We start from the raw sequence: 15,489 nt of genomic DNA on the forward strand, positions 1-15,489 counted from the left end.
GATGCGCGCCCTCCAGCTGCGCGTCATGCGACTGCCGAAGCCCCAGGTCAAGCGCCGCGCCTTCCCCGAGTAGTCGGACGGCGGACCACGAAGGGCCCCTGCGGTCGCGCCTCGCGCGGCTCCGGGGGCCCTTCGTGGTGCACGGCGGGTCAGGAGGCGCGGGCCAGTCCCCGGTTGATGTCCCGAGCCCACAGGGGCCCGCGGTAGATGAAGGCGGTGTAGCCCTGGACGAGGGTGGCGCCCGCGTCGAGGCGCTCGCGCACGTCCTCGGCCGTCTCGACTCCTCCGACGGAGATCACGCAGAAGGCCGCGGGGACGACGCCGCGGATCACGCGGAGCACCTCGAGCGAGCGCGCGGCCAGCGGGGCACCGGAGAGGCCGCCGGCGCCGGCCGCCTCGACCACGGCGCGGTCGGTCGAGAGGCCCTCCCGGGAGAGTGTGGTGTTGGTCGCGATGATCCCGTCCAGACCCAGGCGGACGGCGAGCTCGGCGACCCGGCCGACCTCGTCGTCGGAGAGGTCCGGGGCGATCTTGACCAGCAGGGGCGTCGTGTCGGCGGCGTCCTTGACGGCCGCGAGGAGCGGCTCGAGGCGGTCGATCTCCTGCAGGCCGCGGAGCCCGGGGGTGTTCGGCGAGCTGACGTTCACGACGAGGTAGTCGGCGAGCGGCGCGAGCAGGCGCGTGCTGATCAGGTAGTCCTCGATCGCGTCGTCCACCTCGACCACCCGGCTCTTGCCGATGTTCACGCCGATCACGGGGCGGCGGCGCGCGCTGCGCAGCCGGATCAGCCGTTGCGCCGCGGCCTCGGCGCCGTGATTGTTGAAGCCCATCCTGTTGACGACGGCGCGGTCCGCGATCAGCCGGAAGAGGCGCGGCCGGTCGTTGCCCGGCTGCGCCCGAGCGGTCAGGGTCCCGACCTCGACGTGTCCGAAGCCGAGCGCGCCGAAGCCCAGGACCGCGGTGGCGTCTTTGTCGAAGCCGGCCGCGACGCCGAACGGGGTCTCGAAGCGGAGGCCGAGCGTCTCGACCGCGGGCGTTCCGCGCGGGACGGTGGTCCGGCGCAGGACCGGAGCGAGGGCTCCGAGGGCCCGGATCACCGGGAAGCTCAGGTGGTGCGCCCGCTCCGGGTCGAGGCGGCGCAGGACGGTGCGGAACAGGAGCGGGTACACCCGGGCCTCAGATCTCGTCGGCGCTGTGGGGCACGGAGGTGCGCTCGGCGCGGAGCAGGGTGATCGCAGACTCGAAGTCGTCCAGCGAGTCGAACGCCTGGTAGACGCTCGCGAAGCGGAGGTAGGCGACCTCGTCGAGCTCGCGCAGCGGCGGCAGGATGGCGAGGCCGATGTCGTTCGCGTCGATCTGCGACGCGCCCGTGGAGCGGATGCTCTCCTCCACCCGCTGCGCGAGGACGGCGAGATCGGTGTCGGTGACGGGCCGGCCCTGGCAGGCCTTCCGGACGCCGCTGACGATCTTCTCGCGGCTGAACGGCTCCACGACTCCGCTGCGCTTGATCACGACGAGGCTCGCGGTCTCGGTCGTCGAGAAGCGCCGGCCGCACGACGGGCACTGCCGGCGGCGGCGGATCGAGAGGCCGTCGTCGCTCGTGCGCGAGTCGATCACTCGGGAGTCGGGGTGCCGGCAGAAGGGGCAGAACATCGAGGGCCTCTCGGTCTCAGGCGAAGCGGGCGTCGACGGCGTCGCCGTGGGCGGGCAGCGCCTCGGCGTCGCTGAGAGCGCGGATGTGCGGGGCGACGCGCTCGAGCGCACCGCGGTCGTACGAGATCAGCTGCTGCGGCCGGAGGAAGGTGTAGGCGCCGAGCCCGGAGGAGAAGCGCGCCTGCCCCAGCGTCGGGAGCACGTGGTTGGAGCCGGCGAGGTAGTCGCCCAGGCTCACCGGGGTGGTCGGACCGAGGAAGATCGCGCCGGCGTCGTGGATCCGCTCGGCCGTCGCGACGGGGTCGGCCGTGTGCAGCTCGAGGTGCTCGGGGCCGTAGGCGTCGCTGAACGCGCAGGCGAGCTCGAGGTCGTCGACGATCACGAGCGCGGACTGCGGGCCGTCGAGTGCGATGGCCACGCGCTCCGCGTGGTGGGTGGCAGCGGCCTGGGCGGCGACCTCGCGCTCGACGGCGGCGGCGAGCTCGGCGCTGTCGGTGACCAGGACCGCGGAGGCGGCCTCGTCGTGCTCGGCCTGGCTGACCAGGTCGGCGGCGACAAGGCGCGGGTCGGCGGAGTCGTCGGCGATCACGAGGATCTCGGTCGGGCCCGCCTCGGAGTCGATGCCGACCTGGCCGAGCACCTGGCGCTTCGCGGTGGTGACCCAGACGTTCCCCGGCCCGGTGATGATGCTGACGGGATCCAGCCCGATCGAGTCGACGCCGTAGGCCAGTGCGGCGACGGCTCCGGCGCCCCCGACCGCGTAGACCTCGTCGATGCCGAGCAGAGCGGCCGCCGCGAGGATCGTGGGGTGGACGGAGCCGCCGAACGCCTTCTGCGGCGGCGAGACCAGGGCGATGGAGGCGACTCCGGCGGCCTGCGCGGGCACGGCGTTCATGACGACGCTCGACGGGTAGACCGCCTTGCCGCCGGGGACGTACAGCCCGGCGCGGGCGACGGGCTGCCAGCGCTGGGTGACCGTGGCGCCGTCGTCGAGCTCGGTGGTGCGGGGCGGGGGGATCTGTGCGGCGCTGGCGCGGCGGACGCGCGCGATCGCCTCCTCGAGTGCGCTGCGGATGGCCGGGTCGAGGCGGTCGAGCGCCTCGGCGATCTGCTCGGCGGGCACGCGGAGGTGCGGGGGGCGCACGCCGTCCAGCCGCTCCGCCTGGTCGAGGAGCGCCTCCGCGCCGCGTTCTCGGACGTCGGCGATCAGCTCGGCGACGACGGGCCCGACGGAGGCGGACGTGCCCGGATTGCGGGGCACGAGGGCGAGGAGCTCGGCGGAGGAGGGACGACGGCCGCGGAGGTCGAGAGTCTGGATCATGGCCGCCCCAGTCTACGCGCCGCCCTCCCCCGCTCCCTCGCCGCGCGCTCCCCCGCCCGGACCCCGTCCCGCCCGGCGCTCACCCGGTCTCGATCCGCCGCTCCGCGGCTACTCGACCAGCATCTACGGGCGCTCGCCCGGTCTCGATACGCCGCCGCGCGGCTACTCGACCACCAGGAGGACACCGGCGGCCGCAGGCTCGCCCTCCGATCCGCCACCCTCTCGCCGCACCCTCCGAGGCGAACCGGCGATCCGCGTGTCAGCGGATCGTCGTAGCCGGACGCACGACGCTCTCACGAACCCGGCCACCCTCCCCAGCCGACCGCGCCGAGCCGGTCGGGGACCGGCTCGGAATTCAATACAGACAGTTCGGCCCCAGCAGGCTCTTCAGCTCGCCGAAGAGGTCCGGGGTGATGCGCACGGGGAACGGCACCTCGAACACGCGGGCCGTGTCGCCCTTGATGAGCTTCAGGCGCACCTCGGTCTGGCCGGAGTGGCGGATGAGCACGTCGCTGAGCTGCGAGACCGTGTCGGTGGTCGCGCGCGACTCGGGCATCGAGACGGTGAGCGGTCCCGAGTCGCCGTCCTGGCTCATCTCGGGGGCGAACAGGCTGAACGCGTGCAGATTCATCCCGTCGTCGCGCATGCTGACGCGGCCTCTGACGACGACGATGGAGTCGTTCGTGAGCGCCGGGGCGAACTCCTGGTACGCCTTCCCCATGAACATGCAGGTGATCTCGCCGCCGAAGTCCTCGACCTGGATCATCCCGTACTGGTTGCCGGAGGCCTTGGCCATGCGGTGCTGGACGCTCGTGACGAGGCCCGCGACGACCACGGTCTCGCCGTCGGCGATCGTCTCCGAGATCAGCAGGTCGGCGATCGTGGTGCTGTAGTGCTTGGCGAGCTCGGTCTCGAGTCCGGCGAGCGGATGGTCGGACACGTAGAGCCCGAGCATGTCGCGCTCGAAGGCGAGCTTGTCGCGCTTGGCCCATTCGGGCCGCTCGGGCACCTGGATCGCGGCCTGCGGCTCGTCCCAGAGGCTGTCGAAGTCGAAGCCGACCTGGCCGTTCGCCTCGTTGCGCTTCTCCCCCACCGCCGCCTCGACGGCGTCCTCGTGCACCTCGACCAGGGCGCGGCGGGTCGAGCCGAGCGAGTCGAAGGCGCCGGCCTTGATGAGCGACTCGATGGTGCGCTTGTTGGTCACCTGCAGCGGCACCTTGCGGAGGAAGTCGTGGAACGTCTCGAAGCGCCCCTTCTCCTCGCGGGCGGCCCGGATGCCCTCGACGACGTTCATGCCGACGTTGCGGACGGCGCCGAGGCCGAAGCGGATGTCGGTGCCGACTGCGGTGAAGAAGCCGATCGACTCGTTGACGTCCGGCGGGAGCACCTTGATCCCCATCCGCCGGCACTCGTTGAGGTAGGCGGCCATCTTGTCCTTGGAGTCGCCGACGCTGGTGAGCAGCGCGGCCATGTACTCCGCGGGGTAGTGCGCCTTGAGGTACGCCGTCCAGTAGGAGACGACGCCGTACGCCGCCGAGTGCGCCTTGTTGAAGGCGTAGTCGGAGAAGGGCAGCAGGATGTCCCAGAGGGTCTTGACGGCCTCCATCGAGTAGCCGTTGGCGATCATGCCGCCCGAGAAGCCCTCGAACTGCTTGTCCAGCTCGGACTTCTTCTTCTTGCCCATCGCGCGCCGCAGCAGGTCGGCCTGCGCGAGCGTGAAGCCCGCGAGCTTCTGCGCGATCGACATGACCTGCTCCTGGTACACGATCAGGCCGTAGGTCCCTCCGAGCACCTCCGAGAGCGGCTCCTCGAGCTCCGGGTGGATCGGGGTGATCTCCTGCACGCCGTTCTTCCGCAGCGCGTAGTTGGTGTGGGAGTCGGCGCCCATCGGGCCCGGCCGGTAGAGCGCGAGGACTGCGGAGATGTCCTCGAAGTTGTCGGGCTTCATCAGTCGGAGAAGGCCGCGCATCGGGCCGCCGTCGAGCTGGAACACGCCGAGCGTGTCGCCGCGGGCGAGGAGGTCGTAGGCGGCCTGGTCGTCGAGCTCGAGGTCCTCGAGCACGAGGTCCTGTCCGCGGTTGGCGCGGATGTTGTCGAGGGCGTCGTCGATGATCGTGAGGTTCCGCAGCCCCAGGAAGTCCATCTTGATCAGCCCGAGCGACTCGCACGCGGGGTAGTCGAACTGCGTGACGATCTGGCCGTCCTGCTCCCGCTTCATGATCGGGATGATGTCCAGCAGCGGATCGCTGGACATGATGACGCCGGCCGCGTGCACGCCCCACTGGCGCTTGAGGTTCTCGAGCCCGAGCGCGGTGTCGAAGACCAGCTTGGCCTGCGGGTCCTCGGCGATGACGTTGCGCACGTCGAGCGCTTCCTTGTAGCGCGCGTGGGCGGGGTCGTTGATGCCGCTGAGCGGGATGTCCTTGCCCATGATCGCGGGCGGCATGGCCTTCGTCAGCTTCTCGCCCATCCCGAACGGGAAGCCGAGGACGCGCGAGGCGTCCTTGAGAGCCTGCTTCGCCTTGATGGTGCCGTAGGTGACGATCTGCGCGACGCGCTCGTCGCCGTACTTCTCGGTAACGTAGCGGATGACCTCGCCGCGGCGACGGTCGTCGAAGTCGACGTCGAAGTCGGGCATGGACACGCGGTCGGGGTTGAGGAAGCGCTCGAAGATCAGGCCGTGGCGCAGCGGATCGAGGTCGGTGATCTTCATCGCGTAGGCCGCCATCGAGCCGGCACCGGAGCCGCGGCCGGGACCGACGCGGATTCCGTTGCGCTTGGACCAGTTGATGAAGTCGGCGACGACGAGGAAGTAGCCGGGGAAGCCCATCTGCAGGATGACGCGGGTCTCGTAGTCCGCCCGGTCGCGCACTTCCTGGGAGATGCCGTCCGGGTAGCGCTCGCGCAGTCCGGCCTCGACCTCCTTCACGAACCAGGTGTCCTCGGTCTCGCCCTCCGGCACCGGGAAGCGCGGCATGTAGTTCGCCGAGGTGTCGAACTGGACGTCGCAGCGCTCCGCGATGAGGAGCGTGTTGTCGCAGGCCTCGGGGTGGTCGCGGAAGACCTGGCGCATCTCGCGCGGCGACTTGAGGTAGAACTCGTCCGCGTCGAACTTGAAGCGCTTGGGGTCGTCGAGGGTGGTCCCGGACTGCACGCAGAGCAGCGCCGCGTGCGAGGTCGCGTCGTGCGCGTGCGTGTAGTGCAGGTCGTTGGTGGCGACCAGCGGGAGGTCGAGGTCCTTCGCGAGCCGGATGACGTCGCCGATCACCCGCCGCTCGATGTCGAGGCCGTGATCCATGATCTCGGCGAAGAAGTTCTCCTTGCCGAAGATGTCGCGGTAGTCGGCGGCCGCCTGGCGGGCCTCCTTGTACTGGCCGAGGCGCAGGCGCGTCTGGACCTCGCCGCTCGGGCAGCCCGTGGTGCCGATCAGGCCCTCGGAGTACTGCGAGAGGATCTCGCGGTCCATGCGCGGCTTGAAGTAGTAGCCCTCGATCGACGCGCGCGAGGAGAGGCGGAAGAGGTTGTGCATGCCCGTCGTGGTCGAGCTGAGCAGCGTCATGTGGGTGTACGCGCCGGAGCCGGACACGTCGTCCCCTCCGCCGTCACCCCAGCGGATGCGGGTCTTGTCGGAGCGGTGCGTCCCCGGGGTGAGGTAGGCCTCGGTGCCGATGATCGGCTTGATCCCCGCCGCCGTCGCGGTGCGCCAGAAGTCGTAGGCGCCGAACACGTTCCCGTGGTCGGTCACGGCGATGGCCGGCATGCCCTCCTCGACCGCCGCGTCGATCAGCGGCTTCACCCGCGCTGCACCGTCGAGCATCGAGTACTCGCTGTGCACGTGGAGGTGGACGAAGGAATCGTTACTCGGCAAGGATGCGCCTCCGGCGGACTGCGGGCAGGGGAGGGATGGCCGGCGACCCGGGAGGGCCCGTGGACACGGCGGGAAGAAGTCTAACCGCGCCGGACGCGGGTCCGGCCGGGAGAGCGCGGATCACTCCCCGCGCAGCACCTCGAGGGCGTGCACCAGGTCGTCGGGGTAGGACGCCTCGAACTGCACCCACTCCCCCGAGCCCGGGTGGGTGAAGCCGAGCCGGACCGCGTCGAGCCACTGGCGGGTGAGGCCGAGCCGCTTCGAGAGGGTCGGATCGGCGCCGTACATGGCGTCGCCGACGCACGGGTGGCGCTGGGCGGCCATGTGCACGCGGATCTGGTGGGTGCGGCCGGTCTCGAGGTGGATCTCGAGGAGGGAGGCGAACGGGAAGGCCTCGATCGTCTCGTAGTGGGTCACCGAGGGCTTGCCGTCGGCGCGGACCGCGAACTTCCAGTCCGAGGACGGGTGGCGGCCGAGCGGGGCGTCGATCGTCCCGGCGAGCGGGTCGGGGTGGCCCTGCACGACCGCGTGGTAGACCTTCTCGACCGTGCGGTCGTGGAACGCGCGCTTGAGGTGCGTGTAGGCGCGCTCGGACTTCGCGACGACCATGAGGCCGCTCGTGCCGGCGTCGAGCCGGTGCACGATGCCCGCGCGCTCGGCCGCACCGGAGGTCGACACGGTGAAGCCCGCGGCGGCGAGGGCGCCGAGCACCGTCGGTCCCTCCCAGCCCACGGCGGGGTGCGCGGCCACTCCGACGGGCTTGTCGATCACCACGATGTCGTCGTCGTCGTGCACGATGCCGAGGCCGGGGACCGCCATCGGCACGATCCGCGGCTCCTCGCGCGGGCTCCACTCGACGCTCAGCCAGGTGCCGGCGCGCACGCGGTCGCTCTTGTCGAGGACCCGTCCGTCGGCGCTCACTCCGCCCGCCTCGGCGACCTCGGCCGCGAAGGTGCGCGAGAAGCCGAGCAGCTTCGCGACGGCCGCGTCCACGCGGAGGCCGTCGAGCCCGTCCGGGACCGGCAGCTCTCGGGACTGCGCCATCAGCGTCCGCCGGGGCGGTCGGCGTCGCGGGCCGCCTCCTCGACGGAGGAGGCCGCTGCGGGGGCGCCCGCTCCGGGGGCGGCGGGAGCGCCGTCCTCGGAGACGACCTGCTCCTGCTCGTCGCGGCCCGCGCGCTCGCGGGTGCCGTCGAGGCCGACGCCCCGCACGCTCAGGAGGACGAACAGCGCCATCGCCGTGCAGATCGCGATGTCGGCGACGTTGTAGATCGCCGGGAGCAGCCACGGCGTGAAGAGGAAGTCGACGACGTGTCCGAGCCCGAAGGAGGGCTCTCGGAACAGCCGGTCGAAGAGGTTGCCGAGGGTGCCGCCGAGCAGCAGGCCGAAGAAGACGCCCCACGCGGTGGAGCGGATCCGGCGCGAGAACCAGATCACGGCGACGACGACGCACGCCGCGATGATCGAGAAGATCCAGGTCGACCCGCTCGCGAGGGAGAAGGCGGCACCCGGGTTCTTCACGTAGTGCAGGATCAGGACGTCGCCGAGGACGTGGACGTCCTCGCCCAGGGTCAGGTTCGTCGTGACCAGGAACTTCGCGGTCTGATCGATCGCGAAGACCGCGAGCGCGACGAGGCCGAGGGTGACGAGCACCCTCGGCCTGACGTCCGCTGCGGCGGGACTACGCCCCAAAGCCCGACAGCGAGGACTCCGTCGACGCCGGCTGGGTGTCGAGGTCGCGGAGCTGGCCCTCGATGTAGCTCTTCAGCTTCTGGCGGTACTCGCGCTCGAAGGTGCGGAGCTCGTCGATGCGGTGCTCGACCGTCGCGCGCTCCTCCTCGAGCTTCGCGACCTGCTGGCGCTGCTTGGCCTCGGCCTCGGCGACGATGCGGGCGGCCGTGGCACGGCCCTCGGCGACGAGAGCGTCGCGCTTCTCGGCACCCTCGCGCACGTGCTCCTCGTGGAGGCGGCGGGCGAGCTGCAGGAGTCCGCTGGAGCTCTCGGCCTCGTCGACCGGAGCCGACTGCGAGGAGCTGACGGGAGCGACGACCGGTGCGGGAGCCGGGGTGGGCTCGGGCTCGGGCTGCGGCTCCGGCTCGGGTGCCTCGTCGACCACCGGGGCGGGAGCAGGAGTGCTCTCGCGCGGGGCGTCGGAGACTCGGGCGTCCGAGGGGCGGCTGTCGCCGGAGGAGAGGCGCTGACGAAGCTCCTCGTTCTCCTGGTTCAGGCGGCGGAGCTCCACGACGACCTCGTCGAGGAAGTCGTCGACCTCGTCCTGGTCGTATCCCTCACGGAACTTAGTCGGCTGGAACCGCTTGTTGACAACGTCTTCGGGAGTGAGCGCCATGGCTTTCCACCTTCGATTTCAAGTAGGTACACGTTTAACAACGCGCGACTAAAGCTAGCAACTTCAGGCGCACGGCGCAGTGCTGACACCGCGGGGAACGTCCGGACGTGCCAACGATACAGGGACGGTCAGGCGCGCTGGAGCCACGTGGCGATGTACATGCCCACGATGACGCAGAGCATGGTGAGGCTCCAGCCGAAATCGAGCGCGATCGGACCGATCGAGACCGGCTTGATCAGGCGTCGGAAGAAGCCGATCGGCGGGTCCGTGACGGTGTAGACGCCCTCCGCGGCGACGAGGCCGGCACCGCGGGGGCGCCAGTCGCGTCGGATCACGCGGACGAGGTCGAGCACGAACCGCGCCCACATCGCGAAGAAGTAGAGCAGCAGCACGAAGTACAGGACGCTCCCGAGGAGCGAGACGACGGAGGTCACCGGGGGCCAGGGCTCCCCGGGATCAGGACTTCGCGAAGAACGACGCGTCGGCGTCGCTCTCGGCGGAGGCGGAGTCGCCGGCGACGGTGATGTGCGACGGCGAGAGCAGGAAGACCTTGCTCGTCACGCGCTCGATGCGGCCGTAGAGGCCCTGCGAGAGTCCGCTCGCGAAGTCGATGAGGCGGCGGGCGTCCGCATCGCTCATCTGCGAGAGGTTGATGATCACGGGGATGCCGTCGCGGAAGTTCTCCGCGATGACCTGCGCGTCGCGGTACTGCTTCGGGTGGACGGTGAGGATCTCGTTCATCTCGGCGGGTGCCGTCGCCTTCGGGGTCTGGGGGGTGGGCTTGCGGAGCGGGGTGACCGTCGCGCGGGGCTGCTGCACCGGCTCGACGGGAGGGACGGGCTGCACCGGGGAGACCGGTGCGCGGTGGGCCGTCGCCGGGGCCGCCTCGACGGGCTCTGCGCGCTCGTACTCGACCTCTTCGTCGGCGAGTCCGAGGTAGACCATCGTCTTCTTCAGCGGGTTGGCCATGGGGTGTCCTCCGTGTCGTGTGTGCTCCCACAGGTGGGTCACCACGAGGTTAGGTGCGGGCGGGGCGTTCTCCGGTGATTGCCGATCCGATTCGCAGGTGTGTCGCACCCTCCGCGATCGCCTCGGCGAAGTCGTTCGACATGCCCGCCGAGATCGCCGTGGCGGAGGGCTCGACGGCGCGCACGCGGTCGGAGATCGACCGGAGCCGGGCGAAAGCCGGACGGGGCTCCTCGTCCAGCGGAGCGACCGCCATCACGCCGCGCAGCGTGAGGCCGGGCGCCCCGGCGAGAGCCTCGGCGAGGGGCTCGACGTCGGCGGGCGACGCTCCCCCGCGGTCGGGATCCTCGGTGAGGTTGACCTGCAGGAACACGTCGAGCGGCTCCTCCCCCGCCTCCAGCAGCGGGACGAGCGCGAGCCGGTCGACGGAGTGGACCGCGTCGGCGTAGCGGCGCACCTGGCGCGCCTTCTTGCTCTGGAGCTGCCCGATGAAGTGCCAGCGCGCAGCGGTCCCCGCCAGCTCGGCCGACTTCTCCTGCGCCTCCTGGTGCCGGTTCTCGCCGAAGTCGACGACGCCCAGCTCGAGGAGGTCGCGGAGCAGCGACACGGGGTGGAACTTGGTCACCACGATGGTCGTGACCGAGGACGCCTCGCGACCGGCCGAGCGGGTCGCGTCGGCGACCCGCTCGGAGACCTCGGCCCAGCGCGCGGCCAGCTCCGGATCCGGCACGACTACTTGAGGAAGTCGGGGATGTCCAGGTCGCTGTCGTCGTCGTCGAAGGACGGGTCGGCGACAGGGGCCGGGGCGGCGACGGGGGTGCTCGACCAGATCGAGCCAGCCGCAGGGGCGGCGGCGGGAGCCGGGACGGGCTCGGCGGCCGACTCGCTCGCCGAGCTCTGCTGCTGGCGCGGCTGGGCGATCGCGGCCTGAGCGGTCCCGCCCGGCTCTCCGCCGTCGAAGCCCGCGGCGATGACGGTGACGCGCACCTCGTCGCCGAGCGTGTCGTCGATCACGGCACCGAAGATGATGTTCGCCTCGGCGTGCACCGCCTCCTGGACGAGGCGCGCCGCGTCGTTGATCTCGAAGATGCCGAGGTTCGAGCCGCCCTGGATCGAGAGGAGCACGCCGTGCGCGCCGTCGATGCTGGCCTCGAGCAGCGGTGAGGCGACGGCCAGCTCAGCCGCCTTGATCGCGCGATCGGCGCCGCGCGACGAGCCGATGCCCATCAGCGCCGAGCCCGCGCCCTGCATGACCGACTTCACGTCGGCGAAGTCGAGGTTGATCAGGCCGGGCGTGGTGATCAGGTCGGTGATGCCCTGGACGCCGGCGAGGAGCACCTGGTCGGCGGTCGCGAAGGCCTCGAGCATCGAGATGCCGCGGTCGCTGATCTCGAGCAGGCGGTCGTTCGGGACGACGATGAGCGTGTCGACCTCGTTCTTCAGCGTCGCGACGCCGGCCTCGGCCTGCGTCTGCCGACGGCGTCCCTCGAACCCGAAGGGCTTGGTCACGACGCCGATGGTGAGGGCGCCGATCGACTTGGCGATCCGCGCGACGACGGGCGCGCCGCCGGTGCCGGTGCCGCCGCCCTCGCCCGCGGTGACGAAGACCATGTCGGCCCCCGCGAGGACCTCCTCGATCTCCTCGGCGTGGTCCTCGGCGGCGCGGCGGCCGACCTCGGGGTCGGCGCCGGCGCCGAGTCCGCGGGTCAGCTCGCGGCCCACGTCGAGCTTGACGTCGGCGTCGCTGAGCAGGAGCGCCTGGGCGTCCGTGTTGATCGCGATGAATTCGACACCGCGCAGGCCGAGCTCGATCATGCGGTTGACGGCGTTGACGCCACCACCGCCGATGCCGACGACCTTGATCACGGCGAGGTAGTTCTGGTTTGAAGTCACGTCTCCGGCCTCCGGGCTGAACCTTAAACCTGTAGTTGAGGCTTAAAGTTATGCTGAGTATGCATTTGGGGTTCGGCTCCGACGGTAGGCGGAGTCCGGTCGCGCTCCCAGCAGACACGCCCGCAACGCTCGAAAGAACGCGCGGATCCGTCGCCGGTCAGGGCCGGGGCGCCACGACGGCGGCCTGGGGCGAGGACACGTCGTAAGTGCCGACGACGGCGGGGTCGGTCGCGGCCATCAGCTTCTCGAGCACGACGGCCTTGAGCGCCGACTCGTCCGACCCGCCCCAGACGACTTCCGTGCCGTTCTGCAGGGTGAGCGAGACGTCGTCGCCGGTCGTGGCCGTGGCGGCCGTCACCTGCGGAGCGAGCGACGCGGGCAGGGAGCGCAGCACCCGCGCGGTCGCGCGGAAGCCGGCTCCCGAGGCGTCGCCGGACGCGGTGGTGAGGACCGGGTAGCCGGGCTGCGCCGAGTCCGCCGTCTCGATGACAACTCCGGCCGCGTCCACGAGCTCGAAGCGGCCCCCCGCCGCGATCACGCCGAGGGGCGTGCGCTCGACGATCGACACCACGAGGGTGCTCGGCGGCCGGGTCTGCACCGAGTAGCTCTGGATGAGCGGGGACGCGCCCAGCACGCGGCCGACCTCGTCCCGGTCCACCAGGGTGAGCGGGACGCCGAGCTGGTCGTCGAGCTCGCTCTGCAGGGCGGCGGCGTCGACGCGCTGGGTGCCCGAGATCTCGATCGTGCGCACGGCCATGAGCGGCGAGAAGGCCGCGACTCCGACGATGAGGGCGAGGGCGACGAGCGATCCGGCCACGACCAGGGCGATCAGGCGGCGCCGACGCGCGCGCTTCGTGAAGCGGCGGACCTCCCCCCGCTCGTAGCGCCTCCGCTCGCGGGCGGCCCGGGAGACGGCCCGGTTCTCGGCACCGGGCAGGCGCAGGCCCGAGAGGGTGCGGCGGACCGCGCCCGCGCGCGACGGAGTGCGCTCGGCCGGCTCCGGGGCCACGCGGATCGCGGTGACGATCCGGATCGGCTCGGTGTCCGGCTCCGGCTCGCCGCCGCGCGCGGGGACGCTCCGACCGGGCGCCGGAGGGAGTCCGCCGTCGGGCCGCTTCACGGCCGCTCCCCCGCTTCGGGCGCGAGGACCGCGGTCATCGTGCGACCGGCGCGGCCTCGCTCGCGCCGAGCGACTCGAGCACCTGCGGGATGATCCGGTAGACGTCGCCGCAGCCGAGGGTGATGACGAAGTCGCCCTCGCGCGCGATGCCGGCCGTGAGGCGGGCCGCCTCCGCCCAGTCCGGGACGAACGAGACGTGCGACGGGTCGGCGAACTTCTCGCTGACCAGCGCTCCGGTCACTCCGGGCTCCGGATCCTCGCGCGCCCCGTAGACGTCGAGGACGATCGTCTCGTCGGCGTAGCGCTCGAGCGTCGCGGCGAACTCGCGGGCGAAGAGGCGGGTGCGGCTGTAGAGGTGCGGCTGGTGCACGGCGATGATGCGGCCCTCGCCGACCACGGTGCGCGCGGCGGAGAGGGCGGCGGCCACCTCGGTGGGGTGGTGGGCGTAGTCGTCGTAGACGCTGACTCCGCGGACCGCTCCGTGCAGCTCGAAGCGGCGCTCCGTGCCTCCGAACGCCGACACGGCCTCGAGCGAGGCGGCCGGATCGAAGCCCAGGCCCACCAGCACTGCGAACGCGCCGGCCGCGTTGATCGCGTTGTGCCGGCCGGGGATGCGGAGGCGGGCCGAGTAGCGCCTGCCCTCGTACTCGACCGAGAAGCCGACGGGGCCGACGAGGTCGAGGTCGACGACGCGGACGTCTGCCCCCTCGGCCTCGCCGAAGGTCAGCACCCGTCCGCCGACCAGCCGCTCGGTGACGCGGACGGCGCCGGGGTCGTCGGAGGAGATGACGACGAGCTCGCTCGCGGAGGAGGCGAAGGTGACGAAGGCCTCCTCGAACGCCTCCAGCGATCCGTAGTGGTCGAGGTGGTCCGGGTCGACGTTCGTGATGAGGGCGACCGCGGTGTCGTAGAGGAGGAAGCTGCCGTCCGACTCGTCGGCCTCGACGACGAAGACCTCGCCGGAGCCGGCGGCGGAGGAGGTGCCGAGGCTCTCGATGATGCCGCCGTTGACGAAGCTGGGGTCGGCGTCGACGCCGAGCAGGCCGGTGACGATCATGCCGGTCGACGTGGTCTTGCCGTGCGCTCCGGCCACCGCGACCAGGCGCCTGCCGCGCACCAGCCAGGCGAGGGCCTGCGAGCGGTGCAGCACGGGCAGGCCGCGCTCCTTCGCGAGCAGGTACTCGGGATTGTCGGGCCACAGGGCGGAGGTGACGACGACCGCCTCGGCGTCCCCGAGGTTCGCCGCGTCGTGGCCGATGGCGACCGGGACGCCGAGCTCCCGCAGCTGCTCGATGGGGTGGGACTCGCGGACGTCGGACCCGGTGACCCGGTGCCCGGCGTGGTGGAACAGCCGGGCGATCCCGCTCATCCCGGAGCCGCCGATGCCGATGAAGTGGACCGAGCCGAGCTCGTCGGGGACGGTGATGCCGAGGTCGGGCTTGATCACGGGGCTCTCGCTTTCGGGTGGGTCGCGGCGGGCGGGAGGGGCCTCCCGCGGTGCGCCGGATCAGTGTAGACGGTGGGCGGGAGTGCTCTCACGAGCCGCGCGGAGCGGGCTCAGCGCGGAGCGGAGAGGGTCGACTCGATCAGGTCGACGAGCCGCCCGGAGCCGTCGCGGACTCCCACGCGGGCAGCCCGGCGCGCCATCTCGTCGCGACGGGCGGTGTCGCCCAGGAGCGGTACGAGCTCCCGCTGCACCCAGCCGGGGAGGAAGGCGGCGTCCTCGACGAGGACCGCTCCCCCGGCGTCGACGACGCCGCGCGCGTTGTAGCGCTGCTCGCCGTTGCCGACCGGGTACGGGACGTAGACCGCGGGCAGGCCGAGGGCTGTCAGCTCGCTGACGGTCGCCGCCCCCGCGCGGGAGACGGCCACGTCCGCGGCGGACAGCGCGAGGTCCATCCGGTCGCAGTAGGCGAGGAGGTGGTAGCCGGCCACCCCCGGGTCCGTGATCTCGGCACGGTCGCCCGTGATGTGGAGGACCTGGAAGCCGGTGGCGACGAGATCCCGGGCGGCGGCGTGCACCGTCGCGTTGATCCGTCGAGCGCCGAGGGAGCCGCCGGTCACCAGGAGGGTCTGCCGGGACGGGTCGAGGCCCAGCGCCGCCATCGCCTCGTCGCGGCGCGCGGCCCGGTCGAGCTCGGCGATCTCGCGGCGCAGCGGCATGCCGACCACCCGCGCGTGCGGCAGGGGCGTGCCCTCGAAGGCCACGCCGACCGAGCGGGTCGCGCGCGCGCCGAGGCGGTTGGCGAGCCCGGGGCGCGCGTTGGCCTCGTGGACGGTGAAGGGGACGCCGGCGCGGCGGGCCGCCAGGTAGGCGGGTGC

14 protein-coding genes are annotated in these 15,489 nt (G+C 71.9%); all 14 read right to left on the reverse strand.

Annotated features, from left to right (window positions below; translation table 11 throughout):
* Positions 1 to 149 precede the first annotated feature (149 nt).
* Positions 150 to 1,169, reverse strand: a complete 1,020-nt coding sequence (locus C5C33_RS16700) for a quinone-dependent dihydroorotate dehydrogenase (RefSeq protein ID WP_104224656.1) — start codon at positions 1,167 to 1,169, stop codon at positions 150 to 152.
* A 7-nt stretch (positions 1,170 to 1,176) separates the two neighbouring features.
* Complete coding sequence (nrdR, locus tag C5C33_RS16705; RefSeq protein WP_104224657.1) at positions 1,177 to 1,653, reverse strand: transcriptional regulator NrdR; 477 nt, start codon at positions 1,651 to 1,653, stop codon at positions 1,177 to 1,179.
* A 16-nt stretch (positions 1,654 to 1,669) separates the two neighbouring features.
* Positions 1,670 to 2,974 (reverse strand): histidinol dehydrogenase, encoded by a 1,305-nt coding sequence (hisD, locus tag C5C33_RS16710; RefSeq protein WP_104246755.1) that lies wholly within the window; start codon positions 2,972 to 2,974, stop codon positions 1,670 to 1,672.
* A gap of 355 nt (positions 2,975 to 3,329) precedes the next feature.
* Entirely contained in the window at positions 3,330 to 6,791 is a 3,462-nt protein-coding gene (dnaE, locus tag C5C33_RS16715) for a DNA polymerase III subunit alpha (protein ID WP_374953830.1), read from the reverse strand.
* A 171-nt stretch (positions 6,792 to 6,962) separates the two neighbouring features.
* The gene (locus tag C5C33_RS16720) at positions 6,963 to 7,886 is read right to left on the reverse strand and encodes an RluA family pseudouridine synthase (protein ID WP_104261660.1); all 924 of its coding nucleotides are present in this window, start codon (positions 7,884 to 7,886) and stop codon (positions 6,963 to 6,965) included.
* The gene (lspA, locus tag C5C33_RS16725) at positions 7,886 to 8,494 is read right to left on the reverse strand and encodes a signal peptidase II (RefSeq protein ID WP_104261661.1); all 609 of its coding nucleotides are present in this window, start codon (positions 8,492 to 8,494) and stop codon (positions 7,886 to 7,888) included. The genes C5C33_RS16720 and lspA overlap by 1 nt, the downstream gene beginning before the upstream one ends.
* A gap of 28 nt (positions 8,495 to 8,522) precedes the next feature.
* A complete protein-coding gene (locus C5C33_RS16730; RefSeq protein ID WP_104222600.1) occupies positions 8,523 to 9,188 on the reverse strand; it encodes a DivIVA domain-containing protein in 666 nt (221 codons plus the stop codon).
* Positions 9,189 to 9,316: 128 nt separating this feature from the next.
* Positions 9,317 to 9,622 carry a YggT family protein gene (locus C5C33_RS16735; RefSeq protein ID WP_258059242.1) on the reverse strand — a complete coding sequence of 102 codons (306 nt, stop codon included), beginning with the start codon at positions 9,620 to 9,622 and terminating at the stop codon, positions 9,317 to 9,319.
* A gap of 22 nt (positions 9,623 to 9,644) precedes the next feature.
* Positions 9,645 to 10,157, reverse strand: a complete 513-nt coding sequence (locus C5C33_RS16740; protein WP_104222599.1) for a cell division protein SepF — start codon at positions 10,155 to 10,157, stop codon at positions 9,645 to 9,647.
* A gap of 49 nt (positions 10,158 to 10,206) precedes the next feature.
* Entirely contained in the window at positions 10,207 to 10,884 is a 678-nt protein-coding gene (locus C5C33_RS16745) for a YggS family pyridoxal phosphate-dependent enzyme (protein WP_104222598.1), read from the reverse strand.
* 2 nt (positions 10,885 to 10,886) lie between these two features.
* On the reverse strand, positions 10,887 to 12,047 hold the full coding sequence (gene ftsZ, locus C5C33_RS16750) for a cell division protein FtsZ (RefSeq protein WP_104222597.1): 1,161 nt from the start codon (positions 12,045 to 12,047) through the stop codon (positions 10,887 to 10,889).
* A gap of 157 nt (positions 12,048 to 12,204) precedes the next feature.
* Positions 12,205 to 13,167, reverse strand: a complete 963-nt coding sequence (locus tag C5C33_RS16755; RefSeq protein WP_104261662.1) for a cell division protein FtsQ/DivIB — start codon at positions 13,165 to 13,167, stop codon at positions 12,205 to 12,207.
* A 34-nt stretch (positions 13,168 to 13,201) separates the two neighbouring features.
* Complete coding sequence (gene murC / locus C5C33_RS16760) at positions 13,202 to 14,614, reverse strand: UDP-N-acetylmuramate--L-alanine ligase (protein ID WP_104261663.1); 1,413 nt, start codon at positions 14,612 to 14,614, stop codon at positions 13,202 to 13,204.
* Between the two features lie 110 nt (positions 14,615 to 14,724).
* Positions 14,725 to 15,489 (reverse strand): glycosyltransferase (locus tag C5C33_RS16765; RefSeq protein WP_104261664.1); only part of this gene is annotated, 765 nt, incomplete at its 5' end.

Source organism: Rathayibacter sp. AY1H3 (assembly GCF_002932015.1).